The organism is Acinetobacter sp. I-MWF (assembly GCF_025433935.1).
GTDB classification, from domain to species: domain Bacteria; phylum Pseudomonadota; class Gammaproteobacteria; order Pseudomonadales; family Moraxellaceae; genus Acinetobacter; species Acinetobacter guillouiae.
Genome location: NZ_JAMBAR010000001.1, coordinates 345,988 through 364,053 on the forward strand (window position 1 = coordinate 345,988; position 18,066 = coordinate 364,053).

General features: G+C 37.9%; 15 protein-coding genes and 1 pseudogene. 11 read left to right on the top strand and 5 right to left on the bottom strand.

The window, feature by feature from the left end; all coding sequences use genetic code 11:
• Window positions 1-245 precede the first annotated feature (245 nt).
• Window positions 246-1,280 (bottom strand): lipase secretion chaperone, encoded by a 1,035-nt coding sequence (locus M2R48_RS01670; RefSeq protein WP_262084888.1) that lies wholly within the window; start codon window positions 1,278-1,280, stop codon window positions 246-248.
• Window positions 1,281-1,418: 138 nt separating this feature from the next.
• Here M2R48_RS01670 and truB point away from each other — a divergent pair, with 138 nt between their 5' ends.
• The 3 genes from truB to M2R48_RS01685 all read left to right on the top strand — a co-directional run bounded on the left by truB (window position 1,419) and on the right by M2R48_RS01685 (window position 3,834).
• Complete coding sequence (gene truB, locus M2R48_RS01675) at window positions 1,419-2,324, top strand: tRNA pseudouridine(55) synthase TruB (RefSeq protein WP_262084889.1); 906 nt, start codon at window positions 1,419-1,421, stop codon at window positions 2,322-2,324.
• Window positions 2,325-2,450: 126 nt separating this feature from the next.
• Window positions 2,451-3,218 carry a sulfite exporter TauE/SafE family protein gene (locus M2R48_RS01680; protein ID WP_004718268.1) on the top strand — a complete coding sequence of 256 codons (768 nt, stop codon included), beginning with the start codon at window positions 2,451-2,453 and terminating at the stop codon, window positions 3,216-3,218.
• A gap of 154 nt (window positions 3,219-3,372) precedes the next feature.
• Window positions 3,373-3,834, top strand: a complete 462-nt coding sequence (locus M2R48_RS01685) for a hemerythrin domain-containing protein (RefSeq protein ID WP_004818663.1) — start codon at window positions 3,373-3,375, stop codon at window positions 3,832-3,834.
• A gap of 236 nt (window positions 3,835-4,070) precedes the next feature.
• On the opposite strand, the gene M2R48_RS01690 is transcribed toward M2R48_RS01685, so the two are convergent.
• Complete coding sequence (locus M2R48_RS01690; RefSeq protein WP_056516700.1) at window positions 4,071-4,940, bottom strand: EamA family transporter; 870 nt, start codon at window positions 4,938-4,940, stop codon at window positions 4,071-4,073.
• A 169-nt stretch (window positions 4,941-5,109) separates the two neighbouring features.
• Here M2R48_RS01690 and M2R48_RS01695 point away from each other — a divergent pair, with 169 nt between their 5' ends.
• From M2R48_RS01695 to M2R48_RS01705, 3 genes are all read left to right on the top strand, one after another.
• Window positions 5,110-6,546, top strand: a complete 1,437-nt coding sequence (locus M2R48_RS01695) for a tetratricopeptide repeat protein (RefSeq protein ID WP_262084890.1) — start codon at window positions 5,110-5,112, stop codon at window positions 6,544-6,546.
• Between the two features lie 14 nt (window positions 6,547-6,560).
• On the top strand, window positions 6,561-7,280 hold the full coding sequence (locus M2R48_RS01700) for a metallophosphoesterase (RefSeq protein ID WP_262084891.1): 720 nt from the start codon (window positions 6,561-6,563) through the stop codon (window positions 7,278-7,280).
• A 399-nt stretch (window positions 7,281-7,679) separates the two neighbouring features.
• A complete protein-coding gene (locus M2R48_RS01705) occupies window positions 7,680-9,716 on the top strand; it encodes a PKD domain-containing protein (protein ID WP_262084892.1) in 2,037 nt (678 codons plus the stop codon).
• A 40-nt stretch (window positions 9,717-9,756) separates the two neighbouring features.
• Here the strand turns inward: M2R48_RS01705 and M2R48_RS01710 are convergent, their stop codons facing one another.
• Both M2R48_RS01710 and serA read right to left on the bottom strand, forming a co-directional pair.
• Window positions 9,757-10,629, bottom strand: coding sequence for an EamA family transporter (locus M2R48_RS01710; RefSeq protein WP_262084893.1), 873 nt, complete (start codon window positions 10,627-10,629; stop codon window positions 9,757-9,759).
• Between the two features lie 274 nt (window positions 10,630-10,903).
• The gene (serA, locus tag M2R48_RS01715) at window positions 10,904-12,136 is read right to left on the bottom strand and encodes a phosphoglycerate dehydrogenase (RefSeq protein ID WP_004718250.1); all 1,233 of its coding nucleotides are present in this window, start codon (window positions 12,134-12,136) and stop codon (window positions 10,904-10,906) included.
• Between the two features lie 371 nt (window positions 12,137-12,507).
• Here serA and M2R48_RS01720 point away from each other — a divergent pair, with 371 nt between their 5' ends.
• The 5 genes and pseudogenes from M2R48_RS01720 to M2R48_RS01740 all read left to right on the top strand — a co-directional run bounded on the left by M2R48_RS01720 (window position 12,508) and on the right by M2R48_RS01740 (window position 17,370).
• Window positions 12,508-13,917, top strand: coding sequence for an FAD-binding oxidoreductase (locus tag M2R48_RS01720; RefSeq protein WP_034618040.1), 1,410 nt, complete (start codon window positions 12,508-12,510; stop codon window positions 13,915-13,917).
• A 152-nt stretch (window positions 13,918-14,069) separates the two neighbouring features.
• Window positions 14,070-14,885, top strand: coding sequence for a DMP19 family protein (locus tag M2R48_RS01725; RefSeq protein ID WP_262084894.1), 816 nt, complete (start codon window positions 14,070-14,072; stop codon window positions 14,883-14,885).
• A gap of 77 nt (window positions 14,886-14,962) precedes the next feature.
• Entirely contained in the window at window positions 14,963-15,334 is a 372-nt protein-coding gene (locus M2R48_RS01730) for a hypothetical protein (RefSeq protein ID WP_004818679.1), read from the top strand.
• Between the two features lie 765 nt (window positions 15,335-16,099).
• Window positions 16,100-16,864, top strand: coding sequence for a DNA polymerase beta superfamily protein (locus tag M2R48_RS01735; protein ID WP_262084895.1), 765 nt, complete (start codon window positions 16,100-16,102; stop codon window positions 16,862-16,864).
• Window positions 16,865-16,895: 31 nt separating this feature from the next.
• A pseudogene (locus M2R48_RS01740) lies at window positions 16,896-17,370 on the top strand (pirin family protein).
• Between the two features lie 34 nt (window positions 17,371-17,404).
• Here the strand turns inward: M2R48_RS01740 and M2R48_RS01745 are convergent.
• The gene (locus tag M2R48_RS01745; protein WP_262084896.1) at window positions 17,405-17,797 is read right to left on the bottom strand and encodes a hypothetical protein; all 393 of its coding nucleotides are present in this window, start codon (window positions 17,795-17,797) and stop codon (window positions 17,405-17,407) included.
• Window positions 17,798-18,066: the final 269 nt, after the last annotated feature.

Below are 18,066 nucleotides of genomic sequence, written 5' to 3' on the forward strand. Positions count from 1 at the left end.
TGCATTGAAATCGTGTCAATCCCGAGCAAGTTTTTAGTTTGTGTGCGTCCTCCTTATAGGTGGTTGTTAATATTATTTTCCACTTTGTATCCGCAGACTTGTAGGTATCCCTGAGTCATAAATGTACAGAGATACTTGAGTGTGGCTTGCAAACTCAAGCCATAAAACGTGCTATAAACGCATAATCTAAATATTTTTGTTTTCGCTTTTTTCATCATTTTAGCGATGCGCTATGTATTTCATGGCTAATTTGCAAAGGGTAATTTGCCTCCCTGATCATGCACATTTTCAAAAGTTTGTAATCTGAGTTGCTCTTGTTGATTTGCAAATTGTTGTGATTTCAATTGTTCTACAGCACGCTGTTTGGCTGAATCACTCAGATTGCTTTTGAGGATATTGTCACGCTCAGCAAGGTATTGATTAACTTTGCCTTTCCAATCATTTCGTTGTACATCAAGCGTTTCTAAGCGTTGTGTCGCCTCAGGTCCCACCAGATTGGTACGCATTTGACGGATCTCTTGTGCAGAACCACCACGTGCCTTAATCTCCGCTGTCAGCTTTCTTAAGTCTTCAAGTTGATTGAGTTGTTGTAAATTCTCTTTCCAGTCTTCAGGGAGTTGCTCAAAAAGTTCTTTGAGTTTTTGCGCTTTTTCAGCCGCAGATAATTTTTGATTATCCATAATTTCTAAGCGGTCTACCGTATATCGGTCATAGGTATCTTGTGTGCCAAATAAGCCTTGAATTTCATAATCCGAGAAGAATTTTTTTCTTAAGTTTTGAGTATTGACTAAGATCTGCTGATAATACTTTGCGCTTTCTTTATCTGCGGTGGGTGCTTGTAAATCGCCTAATTTACTTCTGTAATCAATATAACGTGTCCAGAGATCATCTAACTGCGATAGTAGAGGCTCTTTATAGCTGATTTTGGTATAGCTGAGAAAATCGGTTTTGATTTGCTCAATGCTTTTTTCACCATATTGGGTGATGAAATATTCAAAGCAATCTTTGGTTTGTTCATTGACAATTAAGCGATTGGAGGCATCTGCACGGATTTGGCAATTAATTTGCGTGTCTTGTTGGCTTTTGCTAGCAAAACTCAGTGCTTCAGACGCAGGAAGATGAGCTGAAGCCAGTTGTCCCATCTGTTGTTCATGTGCTTTTTCTGAAGCTGGTGGTGTTTCAGTCGATTCTGTATTGGGTTTCAGCCAAAAAATTACGGCTAAAAGAATGATCAAGAGACTACCAATGATGATCCCAATCATTTTTTTAGATAGATCCATCTAATATTCCTACTATTTTTAGATTTTTTATTGAAAAAATAATTTGCCATAGAATTCGAAATTTCAAACAGAAAATTTGTAAAAATAGACGAATGGTTTTTGCTAAAATAGCGCATTATTCTCCGTATCCAGACCAATATGTCTTCAAAAGCTCAGAAAATACCGCGTCGCCATATCAGTGGTGTTTTTTTATTGAATAAGCCTTTAGGCATAAGTTCAAATGCGGCGCTACAAAAAGTGCGATGGTTGTATCGCGCTCAAAAGGCAGGGCATACAGGGGCGCTTGATCCTTTGGCATCTGGACTTTTACCAATCTGTTTAGGTGAAGCGACTAAATTTTCACACTATCTGTTAGATTCGACCAAGCGTTACCAAACGACTGTTCAGCTCGGGCATAGTACGACCACGGGTGATGTCGAAGGCGAAGTCTTACTTGAAAAGGCCGTACCTGAATTAAGTGAAGACAGTATTCAACAGGTTTTGGCGCAATTTACTGGTGATATTCAACAAGTTCCGCCAATGTATTCAGCCTTAAAAAAACAAGGCCGTCCTTTATATGAGTTGGCGCGTCAGGGAATTGAGATTGAACGTGATGCACGCCCAATTCATATTTTTGCCATTGAGCTAATTGCGTTTAATCAGCACAGCCTGACCTTGGATATTACTTGTTCTAAAGGAACGTATATTCGAGTTTTGGGTGAAGACATTGCCAAAGCATTGGGAACTTACGGGCATTTAACGTATTTAAATCGAACTCAAACAGGTCATTTTGATTTGATACCAGAATATACCATTGAACATTTGGAAAGCTTGACTGAACAAGCGCGTGAAGCCTTGTTGCTGCCTGTCTATGCACCAATTGATCATTTTTCTAAAGTTCAGGTGCCTGAAGGACGTGCGGAATATTTTAGTCGTGGTATGGAAAGCAATATTGAGCATGCCGCCGAAGCTGAAGTCTTGGTTTTTGATGGCGACAAATGTTTAGGCTTGGCTGAAATTACCGATAAAAAGCGTTTAGTGCCTAAACGCGTGCTAAATCTTTAATTTCGTTTCATTGTTAGAAAATAACTCAGTTTAAATCTAAGCCTGATTAAGCTAAAGCAGGATTAAGCCAGAGCACGGTTAAGTCTCCCAGCGTTAATAGACGCCTTTAAAAGATAAGTGAATGTTATGGAATTTGATATCATCCTCAGTTTAGTATTCTTTGCCTTTTGTGCAGGGGCAATTGATGCCGCTGTTGGAGGTGGGGGACTGATTCAAATTCCTGCATTAATGGGTGCTTTACCGCATTATCCTACCGCCACAGTTTTTGGAACCAATAAACTGGCTTCGATTTGTGGAACGGCTTCGGCTGCTTTTTCATACTTAAAACAAGTCAAAATTCAGTGGAAGCTGTTGGCAGTGATTGGAATCACTGCATTTATTAGCTCATTTGGTGGTGCTGCTTGTGTCTCACTGATCCCCCAGGAAATTTTGCGGCCATTTGTATTGTTTATGTTGATTGTGATCGCAATCTATACATTTTTTAAGAAGCAATTTGGACAAGTCCATTTTCAACAAGAAATCACGCGTAAAATGTTATTGATTGCGGGTGTTGGTGGTTTATTAATCGGCTTTTATGATGGGATATTTGGGCCAGGTACGGGTAGTTTTTTCATCTTCTATTTTATTCGTTATCTGAAAGTTGACTTCTTGCATGCATCGGCGCTTTCCAAAATTGGCAATTTCATGACCAACTTTGCCGCACTGAGTTTCTTTATTCCCACTGGACATGTGTTATTTCAATTGGGCCTACTGATGGCTGTTGCCAATGTGTGTGGTTCATTGGTTGGTGTGAAAATGGCACTAAAATATGGCAGTGGTTTTATTCGTATTCTATTTTTGATTTTGGTCAGCATTTTGATTTGTCGCTTGGCCTATCAAATGTTTGTTGCGTAATTTGCTAGATTCCCTCGTTAATTTTTTTTGATACAAAAAAGCTTAAACTTTGTAAGGCTTTTTTTTGATTTGTCTTCTAAGATTGTTGGTTTCTTGATCGAAAAATCACAAACCGAAGCAATGGAAGGTAAATATCATAAAAAGAGGGATTTAGATGAATATATTTGAGGCTTTGAGAGAAAGCCATATCATTCAGAAGGATTTATCAGAACAATTAACGCATACCTCAGGCGATAGTCCTGAACGAAGGAAAATTTTTAATTTATTAAAAAATGAATTATTTGCTCATGCGATTGCGGAAGATCGCTATTTTTATATTCCGTTAATGATGACGGATTCTGGTTTAAATATTACCCGTTTGGCACTGGCTGAACATCATGAGATGGATGAAATATTACAATCACTAGAACAAACAGATTTTAGCCACTCTCGCTGGTTGGTTTTGGCGAAACGATTAGCTGAAATCATCGCGCATCATATTCAACAAGAAGAGCATTCTTTTTTTCAAAAAGCGCTAAAGATTTTAGATGAAAATCAAAAATTAATCCTAGCAAAGAAGTACCTATCCGAATATAAAAAGTATAAAGCAAAAGACCTTATCCGCTTGGTTGGCTAAGTCTGTTGGCTTGTATTTCGTTGACTTGTCTACAAAGGCAAACTAAATAAAATTGAAGCTATAAAGTACCCAGAGAATGATGAGCAGATTGCTGAACGATATTTACAATTTTTTTTAAGTTAATGAGACGCCTCCCATCCATCATATATTTACGCTGATCTTCTTCACTTCCTTAAGATCGCGTAAATATGGTCGGGATTCTGTATGACTGGCAGTGGGTCAGTATTGAGAATGTTTTAGTGAGCATTTGAGCTTTTCGCCGCTCTAAACGTTACCCCTACCGAGGCAATCATAATGCAGATTAAAGCAACGGTTTGCCAAGCAGTAATATGTTCATTCAGTAAAACCATACCTGAAATTGCGGCAAGTGCAGGAGATAGACTCGATAAAGTGCCATAGCTCATTTTGCTTAATTGTTTTAAAGCAAGCAGATCTAAGGCATACGGAATCGCTGTTGCTAAAAGGGCAATCAGCAAAGCTTTGCCCCAGTACTGTGTTTGCAGTAAGGCATCTGGGTTATGTACAGCACTGATTGGCAGCATAACCAAGGCCGACAAGACGATTGCAATACTCAGCGCATGCATACCAATATTTTGTCGTACAACTTTTTGCCCAAAATAAATATAACTTGCCCAACAAACACCTGCACCCAAAGCAAAAGCAGCACCAAGATAGGAAAAATTATGTGCGGTCGCATCTTGCCAAGGCACCATCAAAGCAATACCAATGATGGCAAGAAACACCCAAATATAGTCAGTTTTTTGTTTAATCGAGAGCAGTGCCAAAGTCAGAGGCCCTAAAAACTCTAGTCCAACAGCAATGCCTTGAGGTAGTTTGCCTAAAGAGGCATAGAACAGCACGTTCATCAAACAGACTGAACCGCTATAATAAAGTAGCTCATTCCATCTTAGATAAGGTAAACGCTTGATAATTTTCCATGAACGGAACATTAAAATAATTAAAATAGACGCAAAACATAATCTTAAGGTCACGACGGTAATCGGATCTAAAACCTCAAATAACTGTTTCGCAAATGAGGCACTGATCTGATAAGCCACCATAGATAAAACCATGAAGAGCACAGCAGTGAGTTGAGAATTTGGCATATCTAAGGTGAAGAAAAATATTGCACAGATTTTAGCACTTTCTCGGATTTATTTGAGTATTTCGCGAATAGATGAATATTGATTCAACATTTCCCTTTGAGATTCAGCTGAGTCCTCTGTAAGATGGGAATGATTATACTTGCAATGGCACATGTGTTAGGAATAAAAGATGTCAGGAAACACCAATAAAACTGAAAATTTAGGCTTAAATGCGACAGAACTTTCACAAGCAGAAACTTGGTATATCGATGTACTTAAATTAGAACAACAAGGTCTTGCTCAAAATGAGCAAGACGCTCAAGCGCGTGTTGATTTGTTGGTCAATGCCTCTAATCAGAATTTTGCACCTGCAAGTACTTTGTTAGGACAGTGGCATGTTTTAGGCCGTTATGTAAATCAAAGTGTGCAGTCAGCTCTTCTTTTTTTTCAACATGCAGCAAAGCTTAATCATGCATTGGCTCATTTAGAACTTGCTTATCTTGGATTGAACAATGCAACAGATCAATTGACAAAAGCACAAGCCCTAATGCATTTGCAACAGGCAGTTCAACTGAATCATCCAGAAGCAATTTTTGTTTATGCACAACAACAATTGTCACAAGATCCACAGTCTGCGTACTTATTACTTTTAAATAATTATTTAAAAAACCAGCATCAAAACAGCCTGAAGTTTTTTGTAGAGTTTTCAGGATTTGATTCGATCAAAGTACAAAATGAATTGTTAAAAATTGCTGAAAAAGACCATTTTTCCTGTGCTTTATTGGCGTTTAGTTATTTAAAACAGAACAATCTTGATGCTGCTTTAAAATATGCCGATATCGCGCAAGAACATAATGATCCATTTGGCTGCTATGTTCGCGCACTTATTGAACAACAAAGTGCTAAAGCGGATGCAGCAGTTGTGCAAGAGTTTTTACTTAAAGCTGCAAAAAATGGACATATCGAATCTGCTTATTTAGCTGCAGTAACACTGTTAAAAAATTCGGAAAATGCCAAAACTGAGCAAAAGCAGAAAGAATATGCAGCACTTGCTTTTGATTTATTATCGCATGCTGCTGTTTCAGGCAATGTTCCAGCTCAATATTCTTTAGCACAGTGTTTACGCTATGGTATGGGAACTGAGAAAAATCTTGATCAAGGCATTTCTTGGTTAGAACGCGCCGCAATGCAAAACCATCCAGATGCACAGTTTGAATTGTCGATGTTACTGCCTTTAGAACATGAACATCACCTCCCATTATTAAATTCAGCCGCAGAGAAAGGCCATGTTCAGGCCATGCTGTGTATGTCGATTTTTGAGCAACGTCAAAACAATGCGGATGGGGCATTATTCTGGTTAAACAAAGCCAAAGAGTTGAAAGTTCCACGTGCTTTTTTCTTATTGGCACAAATGTATCAGGAAGGTAAGTGTGTAGAGGCTGATCTGACCCAAAGTGCAGATTTGTTTAAACAAGCTGCCGATCATGGCGATATCGACTCTTATTTTGAATTATTTAAAATTTATAAAGATGGAATCGGGGTGCGTAAAAATAAAAAAACTGCTGGCAAATATTTGGATTTAGCCAAAGAAAACCAGCATATTGAAGCAGCTTCAATTGAGTTTTAATCAAAGATCAGTCTATGTCTGAATTATCGCAACACAAGCTCGCGCATGTAGCGACCTATACTCATGAGGCAGGTCGCTTGTTTGTGGTAGGCGATATACATGGTTGTTATGATTTGTTGATGCAACAGCTTGAACGGGTTCAATTTAACTTTGAAAAGGATCTATTGATAGCTGTAGGGGATCTTGTTGATCGTGGTCCTGACAGTTTGAAATGTTTGCATCTGCTTGCAGAGCCTTGGTTTAAAGCTGTTTTAGGCAATCATGAAGAAATGTGCTTATTGTCGCAGATCGATCCGATGATGAAAGATATGCATGCGCATCATGGTGGAGAATGGTTTTATGCATTAAGTTCGGATCAGCAGCAACAAGTCATCGATCAATTAAACACTTTACCCATACTATTAGAAGTCATTTATCAAAATAAGAAGTATGGCTTTGTGCATGCCGATATAGATCTAAATGATTGGGATGCGTTTAAAGTTGCCACACGTTCTAAAAGTCGCGAATTGGCGTTATGGGGTAGAGGGCGAATTAAAAATAAACGTTTTATGCGTTATTCAACGGTTGTTGGTGTAGAACAGGTTTTTCTAGGTCATACCGTGGTTGATTTTGTCACCAAGAAGCATAATTGCTATTTTCTAGATACGGGCGCTTGTTTTGGAAGTGAACTAAGCCTTGTTGAAATAGATCAAAACCGCCCGATAGAAAAACAAGTGTTTGTGCTGAAGTCATAACTTGATTTTTCTATTGTTTAAAAAATTTTAAGCGTTCAGGCTATTTATTGTAGTGAATTTTATATGGCTATTACTTAAATTTGATCTGTGTTGTGGAAAAATAACTCTTTAATTAAATAATACATAGATATAAAAGCATCAATTATAAAACGCATAAATATAAGATATTGAATTATAAGTTAAAATATAAATTTCCAATCAAAATCATGCTTTCATTTATCAATATTCAATCAAATTTTTTGTCATCACTTGCTTTGATACAGCAAGTATCAACGGTGTTTGATTGAGAAAGATATTAAAATATTTTTAAAATAAAACAGCTATTATTAATAATTAATTCACAGTAATATAGGTTATCGTGATGGATATCGCGAATTAAATAACAATAAGGTGACGACAATGATGAGATCGAAAAATTATATAAAATGGTTTCTTTTTGCATGGCTAAGCTTACTTTTGTTGGCTTGTAACTCTTCAACTCAATTTGAACAGGGGCTTACAGCCAAATTTGAATATAGTCCAACAGCGCCAAGTATCGGTGAAGTTGTCAAATTTGATGGAACGAAAAGTACGGTTGATCAAAAAAAAGAAGCCAGTGCAATTGCTAGTTATGCTTGGAACTTTGGAGATGGTTCAAGCGGAACAGGTGCTACAGTTGAACATACTTATACGAAAGTTGGTCAATATACCGTGAGCCTGACGATAACAGACCTAGCAGGTCGGACTGATTCAACTACACAGAAAATAGAAGTAAAACAGGGAGCAACAACGATAAACCGCGAGGTTTTAGTCTCAGCTCAAACGGTTGATGGTGCTTCGATTCCAAATACAAATATTACAATACAGGGGCAAAGTGTTAAAACAGATCAAAATGGTCATGCGACTTTGAATCTGATACTTCCTCAAAACACACAAAAAGTGGTGGCTAAATTTGAAAAACAAGGCTTTATCACGCAGTCGATTGTTTATGATGTTGCCAATTTAAAAGCAATCTCAGCAAATTTATTGGCCATTAAACAAGTTGTGCCTGTGCCTGATATCTCTGCCGCTCAAGTGATTCAATCCTTAAATTTAGGTGCAAGCATTAGTATCCCTGCCAATGCTTTTGTAAAAGCAGACGGCAGTCTTGCTACTGGCGCTGTGACTGTTGAATTTACCCCATGGGATATCACCAATCGTGATTTAAATGCAATGCCTGCCAATGGTGTAGCACGCGATGTGCAAGGCAATATTGTGGATTTGATCAGTGCGGGAATGATTACAGCCACATTTAAAGATGCAGGTGGTCAGGAATTACAACTTGCAGCTGGTAAAACAGCAGATCTTCAAATGAACCTGCCGATAAAGAGTATCAATAATCAACAGATGAAAGCAGGTACACAAATTCCAATGTGGTATTTTGATGAAGCGAGTGGTTTGTGGATTGAAGAGGGTATTGGGCAGGTGATGACGTCAAATCAATCACCTACAGGCCTTGCTGTACATGCAACAGTGAAGCATTTTTCAACATGGAATTGGGATTTTAAATTTGTAAATGCAGGTTCAGTCTTTGTGCAGTGTCAATCCAATGGTGAGGGGATTCCATGCAATGTGACTGCAAAAATCAGCTTAAATGATGGTTCATCTTTAACCAAATCCAACAGTATTCCTAAAGAAGGATTGACGGTGGTGAATATGCCTTCGAGTGGTTCAATTCATTGGACTGCAAAAGATTTAACAGGCACGATGCTGGGTGAAAAAACTTCGACAACCTCAGGTAATGTGATTATTGATCTTGGAAAATCAGCCACAGATCATTTTGTAAAATGTACACTACCCAATGGGACGTCCGTAGCATGTTTTGGCAAAATAAACGACCAGTTGGATTTTTCAATATCGCAAGATGGCGGTCGGTTCCTCACAGGTATAAAAGACCCTGACGGGCAGTTGGATTGGTCTGCACAAACAGCTTTAATTTTTGAGAGTAACCAGTGGGTACGTTATAAAGGTCAGCAAACTTCAGGTTTAACAGGCAATGTTAATATTATCTTGGCAGATCGTGAAGTTGTTTATGTCAGCAATCAAGGCTTGAGTTTCCCGATTGTCTGTACCAGTATGATTGAGGATCCTTTAAATGGGACCACTGAGCCCAATGGGAATTGGGAAGTTGTTCCAGAATTAATTGGAAAGTCATGCAATATAGAAATCACGGTATATAACATAAATGGTAGCAATGAGATCTTAACCTATAATGCAATCTATGGAAAACCGATGCAAATTCAATTACCAAATCAATATTCAGGTTTTGATTCAGCAGGAAAAGGTCCTATTACTTATTTAAGTATTTATGCAAATATAGAAGGCAGTAGTGGTGACTTGGTTGAACGAATTGGTTTTGAACTAGAACCAGATCCGAATAGCATGATAAAACTAATTATGGGGGCACCTGATTGGTAGGTTTTAGATGAGTGAATTGAAACCACCTTTCGAGGTGGTTTTATCCTTTATGCCGTGCTTTTTGTGTGGTTACGGTGCAACCAATTGACGCACTAATGATCGTGGCTAATGCCAACCATTGAGTCCATAACAATTGTTCATTTAAGAAAATAAATCCTGAAAATGCTGCAATTGCAGGTTCTAGGCTCATTAACGTGCCAAAGCTTAAAGCAGATAAATTTCTTAATGCAATCATTTCCAATGAAAACGGCAAGGCACTTGCCAAGATCGCCAACGCAATAAAATAAATTAAATTTGAAGGTTCAAAAACCTGTAAAGGCATCCCAGAAAATAAGGCAATTGGCATTAAGCACAACATGCCTACAAACATCCCCAAGCATACAGTATGGTTTCCAGAAACCTCTGAAGGTCGTTGACCTGCAATAATATACAGCGCCCAGCAAGCGCCAGCAGCTAAGGCAAATGCAATACCAATAGGATCGAGGCTTTGCTTTGCCTGATCAAATGGAAACAGTAAAACCAGTCCAAGTACTGCAAGCCCAACCCAAATAAAATCGAATTTTTGTCGTGCATGAAACAGGGCCACACTGAGCGGTCCAATAAATTCAAACGCTACGGCAATGCCGAGCGGAATACGATGAATCGATAAGTAAAATAAAGCATTCATTCCTGCAAGGGCAATACCATAACTGATGATGGATGACCATTTCACCTGTTTAAAATTGACCTGCCAAATTTTAAAAATCACGGCCAAAATCAATGAGCCGAGCAATAAACGCATAGCGGATATGGTAAGGACTGGAAATTGATCAAATAATGTTTTTGCTAATGCGCCACTGCTTTGCATACTGATCATGGCAATGAACAATAGAACTAAAGCTTGCAGGTGTGGTGCATTTTTTAAATTTGGCATTGTTTCTGAAATTTAGAGTAAGGGGCTTGGAGGAAAATCTCCGCAACAGGCTTCTTATATAAAACAATTTAGATGAAATGCTCATGTAATTTGCAAAGCTTATTGTGCCTTAGATAGTACACTGTCTTTGTAGTGTAGGGTGAGAGAAGATGCCAAATAGTTTATTAAACAAATAATTTAACTTAAAAATATGTTATCGGAAAGAAGTGACAGATTTATAAATCCCATAAAAAAACCACAGGCAAATACCTGTGGTTTTTTAATTTAAATCGTCTTAGAACAATACGCGAACGCGGATTGTGCCTTCAACTTCATGAAGGGTATCAAGCGCTTCTTGAGATGCAGTTGCGTCTACATCCATCACCAAGTAACCGACATCACCTTTAGTCATTAAAGACTGACCAGAAATGTTGATGCCATGCTCAGCGAACAGGTTGTTAATTTTAGATAACACGCCTGGCACGTTTTTATGAATGTGTAGTAAACGGTGTTTACCTTCAGTCAATGGAAGTGCGATTTCAGGGAAGTTTACTGCAGATAAAGTCATACCTTTATCTGAATAAGCAACAAATTTTTCAGCAACTTCTAAACCGATATTGGCTTGCGCTTCCATGGTTGAACCACCAACGTGAGGTGTTAAAATCACATTGTCTAGGCCACGAAGTGGAGAAACAAATTCTTCACCATTGGCTTTAGGTTCTTTCGGGAATACGTCAACAGCTGCACCAGCAATATGACCAGATTTAATCGCATCTGCCAAATCTTCAATAACAACACATGTACCACGTGCAGCATTGATGAAGATTGAACCTTCTTTCATTTTCGCAAATTGAGCTTTTGCAAAGAAATTACGTGTTGAAGGAACATCGGGTACATGCAGTGTAACAACATCTGCATTTGCAAGTAGTTCGTCTAAAGAACCCACTTGACGTGCATTACCCATAGGAAGCTTAGTCACAGCATCATAATAAATGACGTGCATACCCATGCTTTCAGCTAAAACTGAAAGTTGAGAGCCAATAGAGCCATAGCCCACGATACCTAAAGTTTTACCACGCGTTTCAAATGAACCTACCGCAGACTTGTTCCAACCACCGCGGTGAGTTGAAGCAGATTTAGCAGGCACACCACGAAGTAAAAGAATTGATTCTGCAAGAACCAATTCAGCAACTGAACGAGTATTTGAGTATGGTGCGTTAAATACAGGAATACCACGAATCATGGCTGCATTTAAATTCACTTGGTTGGTTCCGATACAGAAACAACCCACTGCGATCAATTTATTCGCAGCTGCAAAGACTTCTTCAGTTAATTGTGTACGGGAACGAATACCAATGAAGTGTGCATCTTTAACCGCTTCTTTCAACGCTTCACCCTCAAGCGCAGTTTTACGGTAATCGATATTGGTATATCCGGCAGCATTTAACGTGTCGATTGCGTTTTGATGAACGCCCTCTAACAACAAGAAACGAATTTTATCTTTAGGTAGTGAAAGATGTTGGCTCATTACGGCTCCGCTACAAAGGCCAAATTTAGTCGCAATATGATACCATAGACCTTGTTCTATAGATATTTCGATTGTGACAGTACAGTGGATATTTTATCTACGATTTCTGATAAGCATTATTCAAAAATTAAATGAAATGCTAATGCATTGATTTTTATAATGCTTGAAGCACACTTTATACACAAAGTGTAGATAATGTGAATCAAATCTGTGCTTTATCCTCAGCAGTCATCTAGGTAAAATACTGCTAAAATCAGTAAAGCTGCCGATTTCAGCTATAAAAATGCTGAAAAATTTTCACAGACTGATTTAAAATCTCGAATGTTGTATAGCACAACCTCTTATTTACTTCTTGCTAGGTCCGCAAAACGATGAATGCTCCAGTAACGATAGCACCTGAATTATTGACCCAATTGACGCAAATCGTCGGTGAAAACCGAATTAAAACCGATGCTGACAGCTTAGAAAATTGGGGCAAAGACCATACTAAGCATTTTGAACCTCAGCCATCGGTTATCGTTTTCCCATCGAGCACAGAGCAAGTGCAAGCAATTGTTCAATTGGCCAATCAGTTTAATGTTGCGATTACCCCATCGGGTGGTCGTACAGGTTTATCAGCAGGTGCTGTTGCTGCCAATGGTGAAATTGTCGTGAGCTTCGACAAAATGAACCAAATTTTAGAATTTTATCCAGCTGACCGTATGGTACGTATTCAAGCGGGTGTAGTGACTGAACAGTTGCAGAACTATGCAGAAGAACAAGGGATGTATTATCCGGTTGATTTTGCTTCTGCGGGTTCATCACAATTGGGTGGCAACATTGGAACCAATGCAGGCGGAATTAAAGTGATCAAATACGGGATGACTCGTAATTGGGTACTTGGTCTGACCGTGGTGACGGGTAAAGGTGATGTATTGCGTTTAAACAAAGGCATGATTAAAAATGCTACAGGTTATGCAATGCAACATTTATTCATTGGTGGTGAAGGGACTTTAGGCTTAGTGACTGAAGCTGAAATTAAACTTGAACGCCAACCGCATGATCTACAAGTGATGGTATTGGGTGTTCCTGATTTTGATGCAATCATGCCTGTATTACATGCATTCCAAAGCAAAATTGATTTAACTGCCTTTGAGTTCTTTGGTGAACTGGCGATGCAAAAAGTTTTGGATCGTGGTCATGTACAACGTCCATTTGAAACAGAATGCCCATTCTACGTTTTACTTGAGTTTGAAGCGCCGTACGAACCAATTATGGATGCTGCAATGGAAATCTTCGAGCATTGTATGGAACAAGGCTGGGTGCTTGATGGGGTAATGAGCCAAAATCTTGAACAAGTTCAAAGCTTATGGCGTTTACGTGAAGACATTTCTGAAACGATTGCGCCATTTACTCCGTATAAAAATGATATTTCAGTATTGATTACACATGTTCCTGCTTTTATTAAGGAAATTGATACGATTGTTGCTGAAAATTATCCTGATTTCGAAATCTGCTGGTTCGGCCATATTGGTGATGGAAACTTACACTTAAATATTTTAAAACCTGTGAATTTATCTAAAGATGAATTCTTTGCTAAATGTCAGGTGGTAAATAAGTATGTGTTTGAAACTGTGAAGAAATATGACGGTTCAATTTCTGCAGAGCATGGCGTAGGCATGACCAAAAAGCCTTATCTGGATTACACACGGACTGCTGAAGAAATTGAATATATGAAAGCCTTGAAGAAAGTGTTCGATCCAAATGGCATCATGAACCCAGGTAAGTTATTTGATCTGTAATGATTTAAATAGCTCATTTGTACAAGCGCTTCGAGAGAAGCGCTTTTTTATTGCCGAACAAAAGATAAAATAAAGTTACATGCTGGTCGCCATTTATTGCTGAAAATTTGTTATGTTGGTTGCGCTTAAATATTGATAAGAAACTGAAAACTATGCTCATTGATAACATTTTAATTTCTAAACAAAGTTTAGACAGTGATGATCACTATGATGTGATTATGTCCAATATTGATAGCTTAAATGGCTTATTTGAACATTATGTCGAATATGATGAAGTATCCGCAGAGGCTTTATACAGTTATTTTGTCGATTACTATCTTGCTCAAGTCAATAATGGTGGTTTTTCACAATTCGTTTATAACACGGGTTGGGATGCGTTCATGGTGAAACATGTTCGTGAAGGATTAAAAGCCATGAATGCGACTGCGCATTCGGCTCTCTTTGAGCAAAGTGCGGATTTAATCGATCAGTTTTCGGATGAGCAATTAGAACAGTTCTTAGAGGGTGAATACTTTGGTGAAAATGAGCAACGAGATATTCTCAATGCTTTTGATGACCAGTTTTATGCATTGAATGATAGTGAAGATTTAATTGAAATAAATAGTCGATGGTTAAAGCAACATCCAAAGTTACAGGTTGTCGATGAAGATCAGATTTTGACGATTGTAGAGCAGGTTGCAGCCAAAATTCCAAATTTAGAACAACGTAAACAGCAAGCAGCTGAAAACAGCCCACGTTATTTTAAAATTATTCAAGCTTTATGCCTGCAAGCAGGTCAGGAGCTAGATCGTATTACCATTGGTGATCCATCACATGAGTATAATGGGCAAGAGATCGTTGCTTGGCATTTCCTAACCGATGCAGGGCATTTTTATATGCTGGACCTAGGTGATCAAGCCTTGATGTTTGATGAAAATGATCAACAAATCATAGCGCTCGATGTTAGCCATATTGTAGATGAGTCATAAAGACACAGTTTTTAAATAGTGTACGTTTAAAAAGCATAGCATCATTAGGCTATGCTTTTAGTTTTAGGGTGATCAGAATGAATCGTTTGAGTTTAATTTCAGTATTTTGTTTAGTGACTTTGTCTGGCTGTGCAACAACACAAAATTTAATGAATAAAGTAGGTGGTTCAGAGACACCATTAAGTCAGGTTTTAAATGAACGTCCTGATTTACGTAAGGATCTCGCGACTGTTGAGTTGCGTCAGTATTTTAATAGTGTGGAATCGCCCACTGTTGCCGAAGTGAAGTTGACTGAAACAGGCTTGATGGATGATTCAGTGCGCTCAATTCGTAGTGTGTATAGCTTTAAAAATATTGATGGTCAGTGGAAACGTATAGATATGCAAAAGGAATATCAGTGTTACCGTGGTAAGAACACCAAGACATTCCAAAAGGCAAAATGCCCTTAATGATTTTTTGATTTATGCTTGAAAAATAGATAGAAATGCTGGATAAAAACGTATCAGACTTGGTACGTTTTTTTATTTGGGAAATCACAATAAATGAATATTTTAATTGTAGGTAATGGTTTTGATCTTTCGCATTTTTTGTCTGCTACAAGAAGTTGAATATATAAAATATATAGTCAAACCACTTAATTATTCATACAAGTGATTTCCATCAAGTCATTGATCATAAATAAAGCTTATGTTTTTGTATGAACTTTTAGAAACTGTTGGTTATCAATTCATTTTTGGTACTTTTGAATCATAGATGGTTGTTCTATCGTGTGGCGACATGGATGTCGCCGTTGGGCGGGGGTATATGAGCAAAAATAAAGCACTGCTTTGTTTGCAGCGCAAGAGCCCTGTTAAACAAAAGATTTTTGTCATCTTGTATCTTTTAAAAGTGAGGCATCGCCTACGCAAAGCTATTTAAACTTTGAATGTAAGGTGCGGCATTGCAAGCTTTTTATAATCAAACAATTTATTTTTTACATGTAATTGATTTAATTAAAAGTATTAATTACTAGAAATTCTATTCTTATGTCTGAGCTTTTGATAGGTTGGCTATAAAGCAAATTATGCTGGTAAGTATCATGATGAATTAAAGCGAATATTGATAAAGGTTTTGAATTAAAAACAAAAGGAAGAAAACCTTGGATTCAAAGAAAATTTAAAAAGCACTGAAATTGATGATATAAAACTTATAGATTTACCCAAAATGTGAACACAATGAACATCCAACAAGAAATTCAACACTTATTCCAAAATCGAGATGAACACCCACTGTTTTATATCGAAAGCGGTAGTCGCTTATGGGGTATGGCAAGTCCAGACAGCGATTACGATGTGCGTGGTTTTCATCTACCCTCCAAGGCACAATATTACGATTATCGCCAACACCGTGATTTAATCGAGATCATGGATGGCGACTTTGACTTTGTTTCATTCGACTTAAATAAAATGTTTGGGCTTTTGGCAAAAAGTAATCCGACTGTTTTAGAGTGGGTACGTGCACATATAGTCTATTTTAATCCATTTCCTGAATGGGAGAAATTTAGAGATGGCTTACTTGAACGAATAGACTATAAAGCTCTGTATTATCATTACTTGTCGCTGGCGAAAGGCGGTATGCATGTCATGCAAACCGCAGATAACTTTACCTATAAAAAAGTGTTTTATTCTATTCGTGGTCTAATGTCAGCAGAACTAGCAACACAGCAAATTATGCCTGAACTCCTGATTACGCAATTGTTTGATCAAATCGACGCCCATGATCCCTTACGGCATTGGGCAGAAGATTATTTAGAAATCAAAAAACAGCAGAAAGAAAAAGCGCAATTACCTGTAGAGGAACAAGCGCAAATCTTAAAACTGTTAGAAAATAAAATTGAGGCCTTAAATCTAAGAGCGATTGAACCGACCAATGATATTGAAAAATTAAAGCAATATCTCACCGAATATAGCTTTAATTTAAAACAACATTTTTATGGCTAATGCTTTTACTCAATCAGAGAATAGTGACACTATGAAAACCCTTGCCTTTATTCATCGTAATGACACTCGCTTTGCGATAGGGGATTTTTATCCTGTACTTTCTGTATTTTCACACTATGAATTAGGCAATACCGTCTCTCCCTTTCTGTTACTGGATCATTTAGGACCTGGTGTTTTAAAACCGACCAATCTACGCAAAGGGGTGAGTGAGCATCCTCACCGTGGTTTTGAAACGGTTACCCTGATTTTTGCTGGTGAATTAGAACACCGTGATTCATCGGGTGGTGGTGGTATTGTTTCAGCGGGTGATGTCGAGTTTGGAACAAGACTTTGAAATAACGGCATTGCAACAGTGTAAATTGTTACTGCTTACAGGCAAACCGCTTCAAGAGCCAATCAATGGGCATGGGCCATTCGTCATGAACAACTATACTGAAATTCTTGAAGCATATGACGATATTAAACGTGGCACATTTATCAAATCAACAGTGCGCGATGATGAATAAAGCAAACTGTGAGAATTGCAATTTGCTTTGATAATTAATTTATCGATTGAGGTTTGTTTTTGAGTGCAATCAAGCCTTTGATCAACAATGCAATCCCGATACCCACACATAATCCCATTAAGAACTTACTAAATATACCCAAGCCCAATTCTTTATGGTTGGCGGAGCTAATCGCTTTCGCCGTATCTTCAGCCGAGGCGGTCGCATTGGCTTGACTATCCATCAGTGCTACAAAGCCTGTATCTGTTTTACAGCTTCCTATGATAGTGCTTGAGTTTTCAGCATATTTATTTTGAACCAATTGTTCACATCGCGCCTGATCTTCAGCACTAATTTTAGGTGCAGAACTGATAAAATAAAATCCTCCACCCACCAACAATAAAATCACGCCAATAATGATCAGCGATATTGGGTTTTTATTTTTCATTTAAATTATTTATATCCGCTTATACAGCATTTAGAGTAGCTTAAGAATAATAAATGTTCAACTTTCACTGGAAATTTGTCTGTGTTAGACTAGTAAAACTTAACCCTGTGTGTACCTCTGTGAGCTTTCTCATAGATTGGGTTAAGTTATAAATCTCACAAATATAGTTTCAGCAATTACTTTACCTATTGAATTAGACACCTTGTGAATACGGTGTTGAACTGCCTTTATTCAACGTAAATTCCACAATTTAATATTTATATTTCAGT